This window comes from Micromonospora sp. C97 (assembly GCF_018070385.1).
Lineage (GTDB): Bacteria > Actinomycetota > Actinomycetes > Mycobacteriales > Micromonosporaceae > Micromonospora > Micromonospora parva.
On sequence record NZ_JAGPXU010000012.1, the window covers coordinates 159,989 to 180,259 of the forward strand.

Below are 20,271 nucleotides of genomic sequence, written 5' to 3' on the forward strand. Positions count from 1 at the left end.
GGTGCCGCGACTGTCGTACCGGCGGGCGTTGACCCGGGCGCTCGCCGACGAGTTGGCCCATGACGAGGCGGTGTTCCTGCTCGGCGAGGACGTCCAGGTCGGCGCGTCGCTGGTGACCACCGGGCTGGCCAAGCGGTTCGGGACCGAACGGGTCCGCGACACCCCGCTGTCCGAGCAGGCGTTCACCAGCTTCGCCACCGGGGCGGCGCTGGCCGGGCTGCGGCCGGTGATCGAGTTCCAGATCCCGTCGCTGCTGTTCCTCGTCTTCGAGCAGATCGTCAACCACGCGCACAAGTTCCCGCTGATGACCGGTGGGCAGTGCCGTGTCCCCGTCACCTACCTGGTGCCCGGCTCCGGCTCGCGGACCGGGTGGGCCGGGCAGCACTCCGACCACCCGTACAGCCTCTTCGCGCACGTCGGCGTGGTCACCGTCGTGCCGGCCACCCCGGCCGACGCGTACGGGTTGCTGGTCACCGCGATCCGCCACGACGACCCGGTGGTGGTGTTCGCGCCGGCCGCCGCGATGGACGTGCGCGACGACGTCGACGACCTGACGCCGGTGCCGTTGGGCCGGGGCCGGATCCACCGCAACGGCTGCGACGTCACAGTGGTCGCGATCGGGCACCTGGTGCACGACGCGCTCGCGGTCGCCGAGGAGATGGCCGATCAGGTCTCGGTGGAGGTGTTCGACCCGCGCACCCTGTACCCGTTCGACATCGACGGTCTCGTCGAGTCGGTCACCCGCACCGGGCGACTCGTGGTGTTCGACGACGGCAACCGTTCCTGCGGCATGGCCGCCGAGATCATCGCCTCGGTGGTGGAGCGGGTCCGGCTGCTCGCCCCGCCGCGCCGGGTCACCCGACCGGACGGGGCGGTGCTGCCGTTCGCCCCGGCGCTGGACCGCGCCGTGCAACCCGGCCGGGACCACCTCGTCACCGCCATCCACCTGACCGTGAAGGACTCATCATGATCGACCCGAACTATCAGTGGCCGGCGGTCGGCCGGGCCTGGGCCGAGCTGCCGGAGCCGGCCCGTCGGGCCATGGTGGCCAGTGGGGCGGCGGCCTGGGAGCAGGTCTTCCACGGCCGGGCCACCTACAACAAGCAGTGGCGGTTGGCCCGGCCCCCGGTGCTCACCGCGGACGCCTGGCGGGAGCTCAACGAGGTCTGCGACCGGTTGGCGCAGCTCATCCTCGACGCCTGCCGTCGTCGCGCCGGTACCGCCGGGGAGCTGCGCCGGCTGCTCGGCGTGCCGGCGGGGGAGACCCGGTTGCTGGACGAGGCCGAGCCGCTGACCGAGGCACTGCTGGCCGCGTACCGACCGGATGTGATCTTCTCCGGCGGGGTGCCGAAGTTCGTCGAGTACAACATCGACAGCAGCCTCGGCGGCGGGTTCGACGCCGACACCGTCATCCAGCGGTACGCGCGCCTCTACCAGGACCAGGGCATCCTCGACGAGCTGTCGGTGCGGGCCGCCCCGTCCCTGCTGGACCAGCGGTTCGTCGCGATCCGCGACGAGCTGCGGCTGCCCGAGGGCGCCCGGGTGGCGCTGCTGATGGACTTCGACGCCGACTACCCCGGCCTGGACGACCCGCAGACGTTCATCCGGATCCTCGACCCGCTCGCCGTGCGGGCACGGGACTTCGGCATCGACCTGGTCATCGCCCCGGTCTCCACCGCCACGGTGGACGCCGATCACCGCCTGGTCGTCGACGGCGCGCCGGTCGACGCGCTGTTCCGGCTCTTCGTGCCCAACCGGGTCACTCCGACCGCCGGCCTGGACGCGGTGGCCCGGGCCCTCGCCGCCGGCACGCTACCGATGTTCGTGTCGGCGGCGGCCTGGCTGCTCGGCAACAAGGTCACCTTCGCCTGGCTGTGGGAGGACGTGGCCGGGCTGCCCGCCGACGACCAGGCGCTGATCCGCCGGCACGTGCCGTACACGGTGCCGTTGACCGCCGCGGTGCTCGACCGGGCCATCGCCGAGCAGGCCACCTTGGTGGCGAAGCCGGCCGACGGTTCGGCCGGGCACGGGGTGCTGCTCGGTCCGGAGCTGAGCGCGACGGACTGGGCCGACGGTGTGCGGGCCGCCGTCGGCCAGGGCGGCGCGATCCTTCAGGAGTACCTGCCGACCGACCGGGTGTCGATGGACTTCGTCCAGATCGAGACCGGTGAGACGGTCACCGCCGACGTCCCGTACTCCCTGGCCCCGTACCTGTTCGGCCGCAAGGCCTCCGGCGGCCTGGCGCGGGTCGGTTACCCCGGCTGCGACGGAGTCCTCAACCTCGCCCACGGCGTCCTCCTGACCGGAGTCCTCCTGAAAACCTGACCCCCCTCCTCCCGGTGATCAAGAGGTTTCGGTCACGACACGCCGGGCTCGGTGACCGAAACCTCTTGATCACCGGTGACGGGCGCGGGTCCGGGGCGGTGGGGGGAGGGGGCGAGGCAGAGGGCGCGGAGGGTTTCGGTTGTTGCTATGGCGTCGCTGCGGGCGCTGCCGTGGCGGCCGTCGGTGCTGTAGAGGGTGGGGTCGGCCGTCAGGGGATGGTCGGTCAGGTGGACGTGGACCGTGCCGAGGCGCTCGGCCAGGGTGGCCGTGTGGGCGGAGAGGCGGCGCATTCGTTCCCTGAGGCCGGCCCGCAGGTGCTCGGGCACCGCCGGGCTGTGCGAGACGTCGAACATGCCCACCGTGATCACGTCGGCGCCCACGTCGCGCAACGCGGTGATCATCGCGGTCAGCTCGACGTCCACCGCCGCCGCGTCGTACGCCGGGTGGAAGGCGTCGTTGCCCCCGCAGACGACCAGGGCCAGATCCGGTGCGAAGGCCAACGCCGGGGCGAGCTGGGTGGCCCGCACCTGGTGGGCGCGCAGCCCCCGTCGACCCAGATTCCGGTACGCCAACTCGGGGCGCACGGTGGTCAGCTCGGCGGCGACCCGGTCGACCCACTGCACGTCCGGGTAGCCCGGGGTCGGCTCACACATGCCCTCCACGACGCTGTCGCCGAGCGCCACGAACCGCCGCCACGGGTGCCCGTGCAGCAGTTCGGCGGCCTCCCCGGGGCGCAGACAGTACGGGTCCGTTGATTCGGTGAGCGTCGATGGCATGCCGGCACGCTAACCGACCGTCGGGCGGCCCGGCCAGGCACGGCCGGCCAGGCCGATCTCGGCCAGGTGGACAGGTCCGCCCGGGCCTGTCGGATTGGTGTCATGGGCGGGACGACGTCGGCGAACCGGGGTGGGGTGTTGGCACCCGCCCGCCCACGACGGGTGGTTGGCCGACCGCACGGTGGGAGCCCGGGGCCCCGACGGCGGAGGAGGTGACCGACGATGCGCTGACGACTGCTGGCCAGAGCTGGTGGGTAAGCGACGAGTGCGCGGCTGCCGCAGGATGACCTACGGGCAGGTCGTTGGGCGCTTGCGGGTCGCACGGGGAACACCTGCGGGCCGAAACGGATGGCTCGCAGGGTCGAGGGGTGGCTCCCTGGCCGTCGGTCGAGGCGGGCAGGACGCGCTGGCCGTAAGGTAAGGCGCTTCAGTCCTCAATGCTCATTGGCTCGAATGGCACCTCGTGCGCCTGCTTCACGATGCCGTGTTCGGTGAAGCGGCTCAAACCCCAGATGCTCATGTGCCGTGTGGGAGGATCGCTGACCGTGACGAGCCGGTCGAGCATGTTCTTCGAGCTGGTGGAACGGACATGTGCTGTGGTAGCCAGGAGGTAGGAGAGGGCGCGGCCGACTGGCACCAAGAACCGTCCATCGTCCTTGACAACGTCCGTGACCACGCGTTGAAGAAGCTCGTCGAGTTGTTCACGGATCTGGGCGGCTGCCTGCTCTCCGGCAGGGTCGCCGAAACAGTCGCCCACGGCGAACAGCGCGGCGTGGACCTCGATCACCCGAACCCTCGTGGCCTGGCTGTCATCAAGATTCAGTCGCTTGAGCCGGTCCCAGGAATGCTCGCAAGCCTCCCGCATAACAACCTGTGCCCGTTCGCGGCGTTCCTGCATGAATCCAAGGGCGAACAACGCCCGGCAGCGCAGCCACGGGTCGGCCTGGGGATGCCGGAGAACTGCTCGTAGGGCAGGTATCACCTGCGCGGCCCAGCCGCCGGCGCGTATGGCGTCGATGGCGCGGCGACGGTGGACGCCAGCGTTCTTGATGACCGCGTGTTGGAACAGTGTCTCGGTAGCTGCACGGATCCGATTGGGTATCGTGGAGTCGAGTTCCCGGCCAGCGTCGCGAATGACCCGCTGGCAGGGTTCGTCGAGATCCGGCCAGGTTGTCAGGATTTTTTTGTGTCGGCGTACATTTTGCTCCAGGGTGCCCGCAACCCATTTGAGGCCGGGCCGACGCGACGCTTCTCGGCGAAAATCGGTGATGAACTCGAAGATCTCGTCGCGGGCTGCGTCCTGATACTCGCCGTCCCAGGCTCGCTCCCACAGGCCGAAGACGGCAGTGCCGCGCTCCCGTAAGGTCGCGTTAGAATCCTTGGCGCGGGCGCGAAGCCGGTCCCCGGCCCAGTCCCGTTCCGGTGGCGACCAGATCTTTGGAATCGCGATCGCGAGTTCGAGGTCGAGCGAGCGCGCGGGGTAGAGGCTGTACTGCCGAAGCCGTTCGCAGAAGCTCAGTTGCCGCTCGACCCAGTCGCGCACCTGCTCGCCTTCAGGGCTTGATTCCCGGCGGTCCGCCTTGATGGCCAGGACGACCGCGGCCAGGGCGCGCCACACGCGGAAGCCCAGGGGTGTGCGTAAGGCCCTGTCCAGGCGCTTCTCCACGAGGTCGAAGGCGTAGCGGCTGATGCTGCCGAGCAGGATCAGCGCGTCGACGCTGGACGGAGTCGGCGCGAGGCTGCCGATCTGGATGAGTCCGTCGACGACATGGGCAAGTGTTTCTCGGTGGACGTTCCGCACATCACTCGGTGGCCGGCCGGGCTCTTCGAATTCGGCCAGGAGGATGGTGGCCTGAAGCAGCAGGATGATCGGGGGAGGGTTGCGAATGGCGAGGACGAATGGTTGGTAGAAAGGCGAGATGGTGGCCTCGACGTTCTGGCCGCTGCGTACACCAGACAGCCGGGCGGCGAAGGCCGCGAGCCCACCCGCGCGGCTGAGTTGTGGTGCTCTTCCGAGGATGACGGTGTCCAACGCTTGCAGGAACGGAATCGTCGGCCCGTTTCGCAGCGCCCGGCTGAAGTTTCCGCTGGGGTCGTTTGGCGTCGCATCACCGCCGACGCCGGCGGTGGGGTCTGGTTTGTCGCCACGATTGACCTGCTTGATCTTGGCGTGGATCTTGGCGATTTCATTCTGCGTCATCTTTGTGATCCCGGGTTCCAGCCCGGCGTCCATGTAGGCGACCTGGGCGGTCGCCGCGTAGCTGCGCAGTTGTCGTGGATCGCTGACGTCGGTCAACGTGACGGCCGGCGGCGTGCTCGCTGACGATGAGCGGTGTCGCGTGGAGGGCACTAGCGCAGGGTAACAGCGACGCTGTCTCTTGGCGGGAGTGCTGCTGTCAACTGTCCGATACGCCGCTGTCAATCACGCCGAAGTCTACTGTCGAGCGTTCGGCGTAATCGCTGTGGACGGGATAATCGATCTTGATTCTAACTGCTCTGAGCTGCGGAAACAGTGACTGCAAACCTCACTCGAAGTCACTGTGGAGCCCATTGCTTGTTGAGTTGCCAACCAGGAAGATAAATATCGACAAAAAAATTAGTGGCTCCTCCGGGAGACCGGAGGAGCCACTAGGAGTGATCGATCCGGGGGCCTAGTCCCGGAAACGATCATCACGCACGCCAGTTGCCCTAGTGAGGAGCTGACATGTATGACCCCGACAAGAATACGCCCGCCGACGCTTTCGAGGTACCCTTCGGCCTCAGTCTGAAGACGTGCAGGCCAACGCTCTACCTGGGCCTCGCCTACCTGGGTGTGAGTGGAGTCGCTCGCCCGGCTGTGACCGCCCACCAGATCGAGGCCGGCAGCGCGCAGGACTTCTCGGTCTTCGGTATGTGCCTGGTCATCTCCTTCGTCATCGCGCAGGCGCTGGAGTACAGCACCCGACCCACGCGCGGCGCCACGGTGGTGGGGAGTGTCCGCGGCGATGGAACCGCCCGGCGTTGCAACCTGATCCTTGGCTCGCTCGGCGTGCCAGTGTCGCTGCTCACCGGTCAGATGGAATGGGGCGGCCACCTGGCCGTGATCTCCCTCATCGCGGTCTGCACCCTCCTCGGCGAGGTGCTGTACCACACGTATGGCAAGAAAAATCCCTACCGACCCGTTCAGAAGCGGTCCGCTTCACGGCCGCGCAGCCGGACACGGACGGCCTGACTGACCCCGAAGGACGACCAGGATCATGGAGATCAAGCGCCACGCGGACCGGTCCATGCGACCGGTCCGCCTCCGTTACAAGATTGTTCGCGAGGCCGGAGGTGAGTGGGCCTTCTGGCAGGGCCCGCGGTTGCGCTGCGAGTGGGGGGCTGCCTGGTCCGCCGACGCGATTCTCGCGATCGTCACTGAGCTCGTCTACCTCGAGACTTTTCAGCGGGTACGGTGGCGCGAACGGGCGAGTGCCGGCGCGACGCCGCGAACCGTCTACCTGTCCTGGCGGGTCTCCTGCCTCGACGGTTCCGGGGGGCGGCCGGGAGGTAGCCGTCCGCCCACCCCAGCGACAGGCCGCCGTCGCCCTCGGTTCTGAATGCCGGGCGCCTCGGCATCCGACTGCACGTCCGGGTAGGCCGGGGTCGGCTCACACATGCCCTCCACGACGCTGTCGCCGAGCGCCACGAACCGCCGCCACGGGTGCCCGTGCAGCAGGTCGGCGGCCTCCCCGGGGCGCAGACAGTACGGGTCCGTCGATTCGGTGAGCGTCGATGGCATGCCGGCACGCTAACCGACCGTCGGGCGGCCCGGCCAGCCTGACCCCGATCCGGTCCGCTCCTGGTGGAGGAGCAGCAGCTACCCGGGCCCGGTCGACTCACGGTGGGCGGCGGCCAGCCGTTTCGGGGCCCGCGCGTACCACGCGTCGGTGATGACCTCGACCAGCTCGGACGGGCTGATCCGGTCGAGTCTGACCAGCACCGCCGGGTAGCCGTCGAAGTGCGGGGTGGTCAGGTAGACCGACGGGTCGTCGGCGAGCAGGGCCTCCTTGACGCCGAGGTCGGCCACTCGGACGCCGAGCAGCGGGCCGTCAGGTGCGGCGGCCCCGAGCGCGTCGAGATCAGGCCGCCGCAGCGGTCGCTCCCAGACGAACGGTTTGTCGCGCACCCGCCAGGCCGGCAGCCCATCGTACGAGGCCCGCTCGGTGGCCTCGGGCATCGCGAGCGCGATCCGACGGACGTCGTCCCAACTGGCCATGGCCACACCGTACGGGTTCAGCGGGCCACCGTGTGTTCGGCGAGGAGTTCGCCGAGTACGTGCCCGGCCCGCTCGGCCTTGGCCGGGTCGTGATCGTCCAGGGTGATCAGCGCCTTCCACAGCGCCCAGCCCCGTCCGCGCGCCCAGGTGCCGTCGTCCAGACCGAGCGCCGCCCGGAAGGCCGCCCGGCTGGGGCCGCGCAGCAGGGTCCAGGCGATCACGGTGTCGCAGGCCGGGTCGCCCACACCGCAGCAGCCGAAGTCGATGACCGCGGCGAGCCGACCGTCGCGGACCAGCAGGTTGCCCTCCGCGACGTCGCCGTGGAACCAGAGCGCCGGGCCGGTCCAGGTGGCGTCGAGGGCGGCCTGCCAGATGCCGGTGACGACGTCGGCGGGCAACCGGTCGCGGTGCGCCTCGATCGCCGCCCGGGTCTCGGTGTCGTAGGTGGACAGCGGGCCGCCCCGCCAGGCGCTGTGCGGGCCGGCCTGCGGGCCGTCGGTGGCGTCGATGCCACGCAGGGCGCGCAGGAAGGCGGCGAGGTCGGTGGCGAACCGGGTCAGGTCGTCGATCCGCTCAGCTGCGGCGGTCTGCCCGTCGATCCACTGGTAGACCGACCACGGGTACGGGTAACCGGCCCCGGGTCGGCCCTGAGCCAGCGGAACGGGGATCCGCACCGGTAGCTGTGGCCCGAGCACCGGCAGCCAGCGCTGTTCCTTGTCGACCTGCAGGGCGTACCCCGCGCCGCTGGGCAGCCGCACTGTCATCTCCGCGCCCAGGTGGAAGGTGCGGTTGTCCCAACCGTCGACAGCGACAGGGCGGACCGGAAGCGACGCCCACCGCGGGAACTGCTCGGCCACCAGTCGGCGGACCAGCGCCACGTCGATCCGGTCGGTCACGGCGGCGTCGGTCACCGGGACGCCGGGTGTCGGTTGCGTGTTCATCAGCCCGAGCCTGCGGCAGCCGGCCAGCTCCCGCAACGCGTTTACCGGGTGGCGACGGGGGCGGGCCGCGCCGGGGTTTCCGGGCCGGACGCCCTGTTCACCAGCGGGTACGCGGTGATCACCAGGCACGCCGCCGCCATGGTCAGTAGGGCCGGGGTGAGCCCCAGAGCGTCCACCGACCAGCCGCCGAGCAGCGCGCCGACCGGCAACCCGACGAACGCCAACGAGCCGGCGATGCCGATCACCCGGGTCTGCAACTCCGGCGGCACCCGCTCGTACAGGGCCACCCCGAGCAGCGGGTTGACCGCCGCGATGCCGATCCCGGACAGGAACGTCACCACGAGCACGACCGGCAGTTCGTCGCTGATCGCGAGCGCCACCAGCCGGGGTGTGCCGGCGACCAGCGCGCCGATCAGGAACGTCAGCCGCCGCGGCAGCCGGGGTCCGAGCGCGGTGAACACCAGATTGCCCAGCAGCGCGCCCGCCGAGAACGCCGCCAGCACCAGACCGAGACCGCTCGGCCCGGGTAGCTCGCGGGCGACCCAGACCGGGATGTAGACGGCCACGCTGGCGTTGGCCACCATGTTCAGCGCCGAGATGACGGCGAGCATGCCGAGCAGCGGCCGGTCCCGACCCAGGTAGCTGAACCCACCCCGTAGCGCGCTCAGGTAGCTCTCCGGCTGGGCCGGTGGGGTCGGGGCGGCCGGTGGGCGGACCAGGACACCGATGAGCAGCGCGCAGACGCCGAAGCTTGCCGCGTCGATGAGGATCGCCTCGGTCACCCCGAACACGGCGATCAGCAGACCGCCCACCGCGGCACCGAAGAGGGTCACCACCCGACTGAGCCCGTCGTAGGCGGAGGTCAGCCGGATCAGCGGCACCCCCGCGGCCTCCGCGACCGGCCGGAACATCACGTGTTTCACCCGGTCCCCGATGCCCCGCAGCGCGCCGGCCACCGCGACGAGCGCCACCAGCGGGGCGAAGCCCAACCACGGGGTCAACGCGACGACGACCATCGCCACCGCGCTGCCCGCGTCGCAGAGGATCGAGGTACGACGCAGGCCGATCCGGTCCGCCCAGGGCGTGCCCAACGCGCTGGACAGCAGGTACGGCAGGGTCTCGGCGAACGCGACGAGGCCCATCTTGGTGGGGCTGCCGGTGGTGACCAGCACCAGCCACGGGATGGTCACCACCGAGATGCGGGTGCCCAGGTTCGAGATCAGGTCGGCGCTGACCAGGACGACCAGTTGCCGGCGGGGGGTCACGCCCCGACCGCCGCCGCCCGACCGGCCGCGTGGCGGGCGCGCAACGCCCGCTTGTCCACCTTCATCGACCGGTTCACCGGCAACCGGTCGACGAACTCCACGGCGGCCGGTGCCCACATCTTGTTGAGTTCGGTGGTCACCAGGTCGATCAGCTCCGCCCCGGTGACCGTCGCGTCCGGCCCGAGCACCACGTACGCGTACGGCACCTCGCCGACCGTCTCGTCCGGTACGCCGATCACGGCGGCGGCGCGGACCTGCGGGTGCCCGACCAGCGCATCCTCGATGGGACGGCAGAAGATCGCCCAGTTCCGCCGATGCGTGACGATCATGTCGTGCGCCCGGTCGACCAGGTAGAGGTAGCCGTCGTCGTCGAGGTGGCCGATGTCGCGGGTCCGCACCCACCCGTCGACGAGCGTCTGTGCGGTCAGCTCCGGCTGGCCGTGGTAACCGGCGAAGCTCAGTCGGGTCCGCACCCACACCTCGCCGTCGCGGCCCGTCGGCAGCACCACCCCGTCGTCGTCGCGGATCTCGATGCGCACGTCGCCGTAGGGCCGCCCGCAGGAGCGCAGCCGCTCCGGGTGGTCCGGGTCGTCGGTCAGCCCGGGCAGCGCGGTGATCACGACCGCCTCGCTGAGGCCGTACACGATGCGCAGCACCGGGCCGAAGCGCGCGATGGCCTGGCGCAGCCGGGCGGGCGCGGCGGGCCCGGCGCCCACGTTGAACATGAACATGGCGGAGAAGTCCGCGCCGACCAGCGCCGGGTGGTCCAGCACCTCGTAGAGCATCGGCGGGGTGACGAAGGTCGAGTTGATCCGCTCCCGCTGCACGGTGTCCACGAAGGCCACCGGGTCCCAGTCGTCACGCAGGAACAGCACCCCGCCGGTGAACAGGTTGAACAGGGTGGTGATCTGGCCGCTGGCCAGCCACATCGGCGAGTGCGACAGGTGCCGCAGCAGCGGGAACCCGGCGGCGCGGAAGTCGGCGGCCAGGGTGAGGATCTGGGCGTAGAAGCTCTCCCGGTGGTGCACGAGCTTGGGACTTCCGGTGGTGCCACTGGTCTGCAGGAACGACTCGGGTGCCGGCACTGACGCCGGCAGCTCCGTCGCGTCGGCGTCGGCGGTGAGGTCGGGTCCGGCGCCGCCCGCGCCCAGGCAGCACACCGGCGTGCTGGGCAGCGCGGCGGCCAGTTCCGGGCCCAGGCTGGCCCGGTCCCGGGCGTCGTAGACCAGGGCGTCGGGGCGGGCCAACCTGATGAACTCGTCGACCTCCCGGCGCGCGGTCACCGGGGCGACCCACATCGTCCGGCAGCCGAGCAGGTGCAGGGCGAGTTGGAGCAGCGGACCCTCCACCGCGTTCGCGACGGTCACCAGCACCGCCGACCCGGGCCGTACGCCGTGCCGGGTCAACGTCGCGGCCATCGCCCGGACCCGGGCGGCGGCTTCGGTGTAGGTGAGTCGCCGATCGGCGCCGACCAGCGCCTCCCGATCGCCGAATCCGGCGAAGAGGTCCAACACAGTGTGCACGTACGTCGTGGTGTGCTCGGGTCCGTCAGTCATCCGGCAGCCCCCATCCGAGAAAGCGGCGGTCCCCGGGCAGCTCCCGGTGACGACGCGACGGTGGCGCGCTTGGGCGACCGCACCGCCGCCGCCTGGAAGCCTAGGCCGGAAACGACTGGTCGGAACCGTGCCGAGTGGGCGATCCGGGCGGCCCGCCGGACATTTGATCGCGTCGATCAGGTTGATTGACGCCCGTCAACGGCGGCGGCTAGGTTTCTGGACCATCGTCCAGGCGGGCGCCGTCAGCGGACGGCCCTGGGCTGCCACACGATGGAGGTTCCATGGCAACGGCAACCCCGAAGAGATGGCCTGTCATCGCCGCCGCGGCCGCGCTGTTGGTCGCCGGCGCACCCGCCGTCGTCGCCAGCGCCGGCCCGTCCGGCACCACCGCCAGCCGACCCGACCGCGCCGAGTGGGCGGGCAGCTGGGCCACCGCTGTCACCCGGGGCAACTCGGTCGGTTTGACCAACACCGGCCTCAACAACCAGAGCGTCCGGATGATCGTGCACGTGTCGGTGGGCGGCCCGGCGCTGCGGGTCCGGTTGAGCAACCTCTACGGCGAGCAGGCGGTCCAGGTCGGCCGCGCCACCGTCGCCCGGCCCAACACCACGACCCCCGACGACCTCTCCGACATCGACGCGGCGTCGGTGCGCCCGCTGACCTTCACCGGCGCCACCACGGCGACCATGAACCGCGGCGCGGAACTGCTCAGCGACCCGTTGCCCTTCCCGGTCGCCGACGACAGCGACCTGGTGCTCACCGTGCACTTCCCGACGCCGACCGGCCCGACCACCTTCCACGGGCAGTCCCAGCAGGCCAACTTCATCGGCGCCGGCGACCTGACCGGGGCGGCCGAGGGCGCCGGGTTCACCACCCGTCCCACCTGCTGCTGGTTCTTCCTCTCCGGCGTCGACGTGCAACGCAAGGGCAGCCCCGGCGCGCTCGTCGTGCTCAGCGACTCCATCGGTGACGGCAACGGCAGCACCGTCAACGCCAACCGGCGCTGGCCCGACCTGCTCGCCGACCGGCTGCTGGCGGACCGGCCGGACAAGCGCACCCCGGGCGTGCTCAACCTGAGCCTGGCCGGCAACCGGCTCAACCACGAGGGCACCGAGCCGGGCGACGGCGACTACCCCGGCTACTACCAGCTCGGCCCGAACGCGGCGGCCCGGCTCAACGAGGACGTCTTCGGCCAGACCGGGGTGCGGACCGTCGTCACCCACCTGGGCATCAACGACATCTGGATGTCGAACGACACACCCGAGGCGATCATTGCCACCCTGCGTCAGATCAACCAGCAACTCCAGCAGCGCGGGCTGACCAGCCTGGTGGCCACGCTGACGCCGTACGAGGGGCACGGCGCGCCGGGCGTGTGGACGCCGCAGAAGGAGGCCACCCGGCAGGCGGTGAACGCGTACCTGCGCGGCAGCCGGGAGTTCGACGGGCTGCTCGACTTCGACCGGGTGCTGCGTGACCCGGCCCGGCCCAGCCAGTTGCTGGCCGCGTACGACTCGGGGGACCACATCCACCCGAACGACGCCGGCAACCAGGCACTGGCCAACGCGGTGCCGCTGCGGCTGCTCGACCTGTGACACCGGCCGGGGGCGGCGGGTGATCCCCGCCGCCCCGGCCATCGACATCCTGGGGAGGAGTTGGCCGTGGACGTGGCGGAGATACTGACCGGCCTGTACAGCGAACAGGGCAGACAGGACCCGTACCCGTGGTACGCGCAGCTGCACCGGCTCGGCCCGATCAGCGCGGTGCCGCCGCGCGCCGAGCACCGCACGGTGGCCGCGGTGGCCGTCGGCTACGACCTCGTCGACGAGTTGCTGCGCGATCCGCAGTGGACGAAACAGCCGCCGCCGGGCTGGGAGGAACAGGAGATCCTGCGCACCTTCCAGACCTCGATGATGTTCGTCAACCCGCCTGATCACACCCGGATGCGGCACGTCTTCTCCCGCACCTTCACGCCGCGCCGGCTCGGCGCGCTGGAACCGGTGATCCTGCGGGTGGTTGACGAGCTGCTGGACCGGATGGCGGACGCCGGCCCGGGCGTCGTCGACTTCGTGGCCGACTTCGCGTACCCGATCCCGGCCCTGGTGATGGCCGAGTTCATCGGCATCCCGGCCGCCGAGTTGCCGTGGTACCGCGAGCGGGTGGAGTGGATCGACGAGTTCCTGGACGTGGCGGGCAAGACCCCGCAGCGGCTGGCCGCGGCCAACACCGCCGCGCGGGAGTTGCGGGCCTTCTACCGGGAGTTGCTGGCACACCGCCGCCGGGCGCCGGGGGACGACCTGCTCAGTGGGTTGGTCGAGGCGCTCGACTCCGGGGAGGTGGAGCTGACCGAGGAGGAATTGATCAGCAACCTGATCGTGCTGTTCAACGCCAGCTTCGTCACCACCGTCTACATGTTCAGCAACGGGCTGCCGTTGCTGCTGGCGCAGCCGGAGACGGTCGCGGCGCTGCCCAGCGACGCCACACTGGCGCAGGGCTGCGTCGACGAGGTGTTGCGGTTGGCGAGCCCGGTGCACTTCCTGGCCCGCGCCGCGCCGGCCGACACCGTGTTGCACGGCGTGCCGGTCGCCACCGACGACAACGTGCTGATCATGATCGGGGCGGCCAACCGGGACCCGGCCCGCTTCCCGGCCCCGGACGCCTTCGACCCGACCCGTGCCGGCCCCCCGTCGCTGGCCTTCGGTGTCGGTCTGCACTTCTGCCTGGGCGCGGCGGTGTCGCGGTTGGAGGGTCGCCTCGCGCTGCCCCGGCTGTTCGCCCGGTTCCCCGCGCTGACCGTCACCGAGACGCCGACGTACAGCGGCAGCCTGTTCCTGCGCGGTATCGACAAGCTGCTGGTCAGCACCGGTGGATAGGAGCGACATGACGCTGCATCCGGAGGTGGCGGCGTACCGGGCGGCCCGTGCCGCGGCCGGCACCCCGCCGCTGTACACGCAGACCCTCGCCGAGGCGCGCGCCGCGGATCTGGCCGCGATCCGCGCCGGCGGCGGCCCGGTCGAGCCGGTGACCGAGGTACGCGACGAACGCATCCCCGGCCCCGCCGGGGAGCTGCCGCTGCGGGTGTACCGGCCGAGCGGTCCGGGTCCGCTGCCGACAGTGCTGTACTTCTTCGGCGGCGGCTGGACGCTCGGCAGCATCGACACCGCCGACGGCATCTGCCGGCGCCTGGCCAACGCCGTGCCCTGTCAGGTGATCACCGTCGGCTACCGCCTCGCCCCGGAGCACCCCTTTCCGGCGGCGGTGCACGACTGCCACGCCGCCACCTCGTGGATCGCCCGGCACGCCGACCGGCTGGGTGTGGACCCGACCCGGCTGGCGGTGGGTGGGGACAGCGCCGGCGGGAACCTGGCCGCGGCGGTCACCCTGCTCAGCCGGACGGACGGGCCCCCGCTCGCCGCGCAACTGCTGATCTACCCGAACACCGACCAGAGCGGCGACCCGGTCGGCGACGACGACCCGGCGCTGTTCAACAGGCATTCGGTTGCCTGGTACCGGAGGCACTACCTCTCCGACCCGGGGCACGCCCGGGATCCGCTGGCCTCGCCACTGCTCGCCGACGACCTGTCCGGGTTGCCGCCGGCGTTGGTGATCACCGCCGAACTGGACCCCCTGCGCGCCGAGGGGCAGCGGTACGCCGAGCGGCTGCGAGACGCCGGTGTGCCCACCCGACTGGCGCACTACCCGGGCATGATCCACGGGTTCTTCGCCATGCCGGGAACCTTCACCGACGGGCGGCGGGCGCAGGAAGACGCGGCCGCCTTTCTCCGGGAACGCTTCGGGCTGTCGGCCGGGCCGGAAGCCGCCCAGGTGGACGAGCCGGCCGTGACGGGCCCGGCGGTGGCCGATGGCTGAGCGGGTGCTGACCGACCTGCCGGCCGTCTCGCTCGCCGACTACGCCGAGCGGGCCCGGGCCGTGCTGGCGCCGGACGTGTGGGACTACCTGGCCGGCGGCAGCGCGGCCGAGGTGACCCTCGCCGCGAACCGGCACGCGCTGGACCGGGTCGCGGTGCTGCCCCGGGTGCTGCGTGGCGTGGACACCGTCGACCTCGGCGCCGGCCTGCTCGGCAGCCGGTACGCCATGCCGGTCGCCGTGGCGCCGATGGCGTACCAGCGGCTGGTGCACCCGGACGGGGAGCTGGGGCTCGCGGCGGCGGCCGGCGCGGCCGGAATCCCGTACCTGGCGAGCACGCTGGGCAGCACGCCGATCGAGCAGGTGGCCGGCGTGGGCGCGGACGTCTGGTTCCAGCTCTACTGGCTGCGCGACCGGGCTCTCGTCCGCGACCTGCTGGACCGGGTCGTCGCGGCCGGGTGCCGGGCACTGGTGGTCACCGTGGACGTCCCGGTGCTCGGCCGACGTCCCCGGGACCTGCGCAACGCGTTCCGGCTGCCGTCTGAGGTGATCGCCGCGAACCTCCCCGAGGGTCGGGACGCGCTGGCGCACTCCGGTGCTCCCGGGGTGTCCGCGATCGCGGCGCACACCGCCGCGTCGTTCGCGCCGGCGCTGCGCTGGGCGGACCTGGCGTGGCTGCGCGAGCAGATCGACCTGCCGCTGGTGGTCAAAGGGCTGCTGGATCCGCGGGACGCGACCGAGGCGGTACGGGTCGGCGCGAACGCGGTGGTCGTCTCCAACCACGGTGGGCGGCAACTGGACGGTGCACCGCCGAGCGTCACCATGCTGCCGGAGGTCGTCGACGCGATCGGGGGCGGCTGCCAGGTGCTGCTGGACAGCGGCATCCGCAGCGGCACCGACGTGCTGCGGGCGCTGGCGTTGGGTGCGTCCGGGGTGCTGGTCGGCCGGCCGCTGCTCTGGGCGCTGGCCGTCGGCGGCGAACCGGCGGCCCGGGACGCGTTGGCGCTGCTCGCCGCCGAGCTGACCGACGCGCTGACCCTGGCCGGCTGCGCCGATCCGGTGGCGGCCGGCGAGCTGCGTACCCTCCGGGTGGGTTGAGCGGTGACCGCCACCGAACCTGTCGACCTGGCCGTCGCCGACCTGCACCCCGCGCTGGGCGATCCGGCGTTGACGTCGATGAACTTCCTCAACGAGGTGTCCGAGCGGTACCCGGCGGCGGTGTCCCTCGCGGCCGGCCGGCCGTACGAGGAGTTCTTCGACGTCGCGGCGGTGCACCGGCACCTGGACACCTTCCACCGGCACCTCGTCGACGACCTGGGGCACCGACCCGAACAGGCCCGGCGGCTGCTGCTGCAGTACGGCCGGACCAAGGGCATCGTGCACCACCTGATCGCCCGTAACCTCGCCGTCGACGAGGGGATCACCGTCGACGGCGAGGACATCGTGGTGACCGTCGGCTGCCAGGAGGCCATGTTTCTGGTGCTGCGGGCGTTGCGGGCCGGGCCGACGGACGTGCTGCTGGCGGTCGCACCGACCTACGTCGGGCTGACCGGCGCGGCCCGGCTGGTGGACCTGCCGGTCTGGCCGGTGGCCGGTGGGCCGTCCGGGATCGACCTGGCCGACCTGGCCGCCCAGGTGCGCCGGGCCCGGGCGGCAGGGTTGCGGCCGCGCGCCTGTTACCTGATGCCGGACTTCGCCAACCCGTCCGGGGTCAGCATCGACACCGCCCACCGGCGGCGGTTGCTGGAGCTGGCCGGGCAGGAGGAGCTGCTGCTGCTGGAGGACAACCCCTACGGCCTGTTCCCCGTCGACGACGGACCGCGCCCGCCCACCCTCAAGGCGTTGGACACCGCGCGGCGGGTCGTCTACCTCGGCTCGTTCGCCAAGACCGTGCTTCCCGGTGCGCGGGTCGGGTACGTGGTCGCCGACCAGCGGGTGGCCGGCCCGGACGGGCGGGTCGGCCCGTTCGCCGACCAACTCGCCATGATCAAGAGCATGGTCACTGTGAACACGTCGCCGATCGCGCAGGCGGTGATCGGTGGCCGGCTGCTGGAGCACGGTTGCAGTCTGGTGGCCGCGAACACCCGGGAGCGGTCCGCGTACACCAGGAACCTGCGCCACCTGGTGGCCGGCCTGGCCCGGCGGTTCCCGCCCGGGGCGGACGGCGCGGCGGCGGTGCGGTGGACAGTGCCGGCCGGCGGCTTCTTCGTGGTGGTGACAGTGCCGTTCCCGGTCGACGACGCGTTGCTGGACCGCTCGGCGCGCGACCACGGGGTGCTGTGGACGCCGATGGCGCACTTCTACGACGACACCGCGCCGGTCCACGCGTTGCGGTTGTCGGTCAGCGCGGTCACGCCGGAGCAGATCGACGTCGGGTTGGACCGGCTGGCGGCACTGATCACCGACGAGCGGGCCCGGCGGGCGGGTTGACGCACCGCGTTCACCTGATGGCAATGCGCGACGACCCGTGTGCCGCCGTCCTGGTTGGACGGACATAATAAGGCCCATGGTTGCCTGGGAGTACGCCCTGCTCGTCCGTCGCTATCAGGGACAGGGCCGCAATTTTCACGTCTCGTTCGTCTGGTACGCGCCGGACGGCTCACGCAAGGACATCACCGCGTACGGCGACACGGCCATCGCGCACCTCAACCGCGCCGGCCGGGAGGGGTGGGAGCTGGTCTCCGCCGCCGAGGACGTCAACAACGTCCAGGGCAGCACCGAAGTCCACCGCTACCACCTGAAGCGCCCCATCGTCTGAGGGTGTCGGCCCGCCGCTCAGGCCAGGTCGATGCCGGGGTAGAGCGGGTGGGTGGCCAGCAGGTCGGTGGCCTGACGGGCGACCTTGTCGGCCAGGCCCGGGTCCAGGGTGTACTTCGCCTTCGACGGGGTGCCGTCGGCGTTGGCGCCGGCGGTGGTCTGGGTCAGCACGGTGTGGATCAACTCGGCGGTCTGGTCCATCTCGGCGGTGCCGAGGCCCCGGGTGGTCAGCGCCGGGGTGCCGATCCGGATGCCGGACGTGTACCAGGCTCCGTTCGGGTCCTGCGGGACCGAGTTGCGGTTGGTGACGATGCCCGAGTCGAGCAGGGCCTGCTCGGCCTGCCGGCCGGTGAGCCCGTAACCGGACACGTCGATCAGCACCAGGTGGTTGTCGGTGCCACCGGTGACCAGCTTCGCGCCCCGGCGCAGCAGGCCCTCGGCGAGCGCCTGCGCGTTGTCCACGATCCGCTGGGCGTAGTCGGCGAAGTCGGGCCGGCGGGCCTCGGCGAGCGCGACCGCCTTGGCGGCCATCACGTGCGGAAGCGGGCCGCCGAGCACCATCGGGCAGCCCCGGTCCACCTGGTCGGCGAGCTCCGGCTGGCAGAGCACCATGCCGCCGCGCGGGCCACGCAACGACTTGTGCGTGGTGGTCGTGACGATGTGCGCGTGCGGCACCGGATCGAAGTCACCGGTGAAGACCTTGCCGGCCACCAGGCCCGCGAAGTGCGCCATGTCGACCATGAAGGTGGCGCCGACCGAGTCGGCGATCTCGCGCAGGATCCGGAAGTTCACCTTCCGGGGGTACGCCGAGTAGCCGCCCACCAGGATCAACGGCTTGAACTCCCGGGCGGCCTCGGCCACCCGGTCGTAGTCGATCAGGCCGGTCGCCGGGTCGGTGCCGTAGCTGCGCTGGTCGAACATCTTGCCGGAGATGTTCGGCCGGAAGCCGTGGGTGAGGTGGCCACCGGCGTCCAGCGACATGCCGAGCATCCGCTGGTTGCCCAGCTCGCGGCGCAGCGCGAACCAGTCGGCCTCGGTGAGGTCGTTGACCTGGCGGACCTGGGCCTTCTTCAGGGCGGGGGACTCCACCCGGTCGGCCAGCACCGCCCAGAAGGCGACCAGGTTGGCGTCGATGCCCGAGTGCGGCTGCACGTACGCGTGCGCGGCGCCGAACAGCTCCCGGGCGTGCTCGGCGGCGAGCGCCTCGACGGTGTCGACGTTCTGGCAGCCGGCGTAGAAACGGCGGCCGACGGTGCCCTCGGCGTACTTGTCGCTGAACCAGTTGCCCATCGCCAGCAGGGTCGCCGGGGAGGCGTAGTTCTCGCTGGCGATCAGCTTGAGTGACTCCCGCTGGTCGGTCAGCTCGGCGCCGATGGCGTCGGCGACCCGCGGCTCGACAGCCCGGATCACCTCAAGGGCGCTGCGGAATGCGGTGGACTCGGCGTTGCGGGACATGCGACCTCCTACAGACGTGCGGAAGGCCCAGGCGCTCGGCAGACGTCCTCATGACGGGGCCGCTCCCCGATGGTTATCCATCCCCACGCGCCAGTAACGGCCCGCGACGATCGTACCGGGCCGGGCCCGGTCGTTCGGGCCGCCCTCCGGGAGGCGACCCCCGCCGATGTGGTTGGGCGCTGCGTCGCGGGGCACACGGTAGGGGACCACCGCACCGTCACGGGTGCGGCCAGGGTTCGCACAGAAGGAGTCGAGAACATGACCACACCCACCTCCGACCGGCCGCTCGCCCTGGTGACCGGGGCCTCCAGCGGGATCGGGTACGAACTGGCGGCGCAGTTCGGTGAGCACGGCTTCGACCTGGTCATCGCCGCCGAGGACGAGGGCATCGAGTTGGCGGCACAGCAGCTGCGCCGGGACGGCGGACCGCAGATCTGGTCGGTCCGCGTCGACCTGGCCCGCGAGCAGGGCGTGACGGAGTTGGTGGCCGCCGTCACCGCGACCGGACGACCGCTGGACGCGCTGGCGCTCAACGCCGGCCGGGGTGCCGGCGGCGCCTTCGTGGGCGGCACCGACCTCGCCGACGAGCTGGAGATCGTCGACCTCAACGTGCGCTCGACGGTGCACCTGGCGAAGCGACTGCTGCCGGGGATGGTCGAGCGGGGTGCGGGCCGGGTGCTCTTCACCTCGTCGATCGCCTCGACCATGCCGGGGCCGTTCCAGGCGGTCTACAACGCGTCGAAGTCGTTCGTGCAGTCCTTCGCCGAGGCGCTGCGCAACGAGTTGAAGGACACCGGCGTCACGGTGACCTCGCTCATGCCTGGACCAACCGACACGGAGTTCTTCGACCGCGCCGAGATGGAGGACACCCGGGTCGGCTCGGGTAAGAAGGACGACCCGGCGAAGGTCGCCGCCCAGGGCTTCGAGGCGATGATGAGGGGCGATCAGACGGTCACCGCCGGGTCGCTGCTGAACAAGGTGCAGACCGCCGCCGGCAAGATCATCCCGGACAAGCTCAAGTCCGAGCAGCACCGCCGGATGGCCGAGCCAGGATCAGGAAACTGACCCCCCCGCCCGCACTGACCCCCCCGCCC

Annotated in this window: 17 protein-coding genes, 1 pseudogene and 1 riboswitch; of the genes and pseudogenes, 10 read left to right on the forward strand and 8 right to left on the reverse strand. The window is 71.4% G+C overall.

Features of this window, described 5'->3' with window-relative positions:
* Position 1 precedes the first annotated feature (1 nt).
* Together KBX26_RS18320 and KBX26_RS18325 are read left to right on the forward strand one after the other, a co-directional pair.
* On the forward strand, positions 2-970 hold the full coding sequence (locus KBX26_RS18320; protein ID WP_210865978.1) for an alpha-ketoacid dehydrogenase subunit beta: 969 nt from the start codon (positions 2-4) through the stop codon (positions 968-970).
* On the forward strand, positions 967-2,325 hold the full coding sequence (locus KBX26_RS18325) for a hypothetical protein (RefSeq protein WP_210865961.1): 1,359 nt from the start codon (positions 967-969) through the stop codon (positions 2,323-2,325). The genes KBX26_RS18320 and KBX26_RS18325 overlap by 4 nt, the downstream gene beginning before the upstream one ends.
* Positions 2,326-2,357: 32 nt before the next feature.
* On the opposite strand, the gene KBX26_RS18330 is transcribed toward KBX26_RS18325, so the two are convergent.
* Both KBX26_RS18330 and KBX26_RS18335 read right to left on the reverse strand, forming a co-directional pair.
* Positions 2,358-3,101, reverse strand: a complete 744-nt coding sequence (locus tag KBX26_RS18330; protein WP_210865962.1) for an SGNH/GDSL hydrolase family protein — start codon at positions 3,099-3,101, stop codon at positions 2,358-2,360.
* A gap of 427 nt (positions 3,102-3,528) precedes the next feature.
* Positions 3,529-5,451, reverse strand: a complete 1,923-nt coding sequence (locus KBX26_RS18335; protein ID WP_210865963.1) for a hypothetical protein — start codon at positions 5,449-5,451, stop codon at positions 3,529-3,531.
* Between the two features lie 354 nt (positions 5,452-5,805).
* Here KBX26_RS18335 and KBX26_RS18340 point away from each other — a divergent pair, with 354 nt between their 5' ends.
* On the forward strand, positions 5,806-6,312 hold the full coding sequence (locus KBX26_RS18340) for a hypothetical protein (protein ID WP_030333015.1): 507 nt from the start codon (positions 5,806-5,808) through the stop codon (positions 6,310-6,312).
* 390 nt (positions 6,313-6,702) lie between these two features.
* On the opposite strand, the pseudogene KBX26_RS18345 reads toward KBX26_RS18340, so the two are convergent.
* The 5 genes and pseudogenes from KBX26_RS18345 to KBX26_RS18365 all read right to left on the reverse strand — a co-directional run.
* Positions 6,703-6,861, reverse strand: a pseudogene (locus KBX26_RS18345) (SGNH/GDSL hydrolase family protein); the annotation flags it as partial.
* Positions 6,862-6,939: 78 nt separating this feature from the next.
* Positions 6,940-7,338, reverse strand: coding sequence for an MmcQ/YjbR family DNA-binding protein (locus KBX26_RS18350; RefSeq protein ID WP_210865964.1), 399 nt, complete (start codon positions 7,336-7,338; stop codon positions 6,940-6,942).
* Positions 7,339-7,355: 17 nt separating this feature from the next.
* Complete coding sequence (locus tag KBX26_RS18355) at positions 7,356-8,279, reverse strand: aminoglycoside phosphotransferase family protein (protein WP_210865965.1); 924 nt, start codon at positions 8,277-8,279, stop codon at positions 7,356-7,358.
* Positions 8,280-8,320: 41 nt separating this feature from the next.
* Positions 8,321-9,544: an MFS transporter gene (locus tag KBX26_RS18360; protein WP_210865966.1), complete on the reverse strand. Its 1,224-nt coding sequence runs from the start codon at positions 9,542-9,544 to the stop codon at positions 8,321-8,323.
* The gene (locus tag KBX26_RS18365) at positions 9,541-11,100 is read right to left on the reverse strand and encodes an AMP-binding protein (RefSeq protein WP_210865967.1); all 1,560 of its coding nucleotides are present in this window, start codon (positions 11,098-11,100) and stop codon (positions 9,541-9,543) included. Before KBX26_RS18365 ends, KBX26_RS18360 begins: the two co-directional genes overlap by 4 nt.
* A 314-nt stretch (positions 11,101-11,414) precedes the next feature.
* Between KBX26_RS18365 and KBX26_RS18370 the strand changes: the two genes are divergently transcribed.
* The 6 genes from KBX26_RS18370 to KBX26_RS18395 all read left to right on the forward strand — a co-directional run bounded on the left by KBX26_RS18370 (position 11,415) and on the right by KBX26_RS18395 (position 17,723).
* Positions 11,415-12,692, forward strand: coding sequence for an SGNH/GDSL hydrolase family protein (locus KBX26_RS18370; RefSeq protein WP_210865979.1), 1,278 nt, complete (start codon positions 11,415-11,417; stop codon positions 12,690-12,692).
* A gap of 66 nt (positions 12,693-12,758) precedes the next feature.
* Positions 12,759-13,970 (forward strand): cytochrome P450, encoded by a 1,212-nt coding sequence (locus KBX26_RS18375; protein WP_210865968.1) that lies wholly within the window; start codon positions 12,759-12,761, stop codon positions 13,968-13,970.
* 7 nt (positions 13,971-13,977) lie between these two features.
* Entirely contained in the window at positions 13,978-14,967 is a 990-nt protein-coding gene (locus KBX26_RS18380; protein WP_210865969.1) for an alpha/beta hydrolase, read from the forward strand.
* A complete protein-coding gene (locus KBX26_RS18385) occupies positions 14,960-16,063 on the forward strand; it encodes an alpha-hydroxy acid oxidase (RefSeq protein WP_210865970.1) in 1,104 nt (367 codons plus the stop codon). Before KBX26_RS18380 ends, KBX26_RS18385 begins: the two co-directional genes overlap by 8 nt.
* A 3-nt stretch (positions 16,064-16,066) precedes the next feature.
* Positions 16,067-17,395 carry a PLP-dependent aminotransferase family protein gene (locus tag KBX26_RS18390; protein WP_210865971.1) on the forward strand — a complete coding sequence of 443 codons (1,329 nt, stop codon included), beginning with the start codon at positions 16,067-16,069 and terminating at the stop codon, positions 17,393-17,395.
* 76 nt (positions 17,396-17,471) lie between these two features.
* Positions 17,472-17,723 carry a hypothetical protein gene (locus KBX26_RS18395; protein ID WP_030333037.1) on the forward strand — a complete coding sequence of 84 codons (252 nt, stop codon included), beginning with the start codon at positions 17,472-17,474 and terminating at the stop codon, positions 17,721-17,723.
* Positions 17,724-17,740: 17 nt separating this feature from the next.
* Here KBX26_RS18395 and KBX26_RS18400 read toward each other — a convergent pair whose 3' ends face one another.
* A complete protein-coding gene (locus KBX26_RS18400; RefSeq protein WP_210865972.1) occupies positions 17,741-19,177 on the reverse strand; it encodes a glycine hydroxymethyltransferase in 1,437 nt (478 codons plus the stop codon).
* A gap of 18 nt (positions 19,178-19,195) precedes the next feature.
* Positions 19,196-19,285, reverse strand: a riboswitch (ZMP/ZTP riboswitch).
* A gap of 150 nt (positions 19,286-19,435) precedes the next feature.
* Here KBX26_RS18400 and KBX26_RS18405 point away from each other — a divergent pair.
* Positions 19,436-20,242 carry an SDR family oxidoreductase gene (locus tag KBX26_RS18405; protein ID WP_030333039.1) on the forward strand — a complete coding sequence of 269 codons (807 nt, stop codon included), beginning with the start codon at positions 19,436-19,438 and terminating at the stop codon, positions 20,240-20,242.
* Positions 20,243-20,271: the final 29 nt, after the last annotated feature.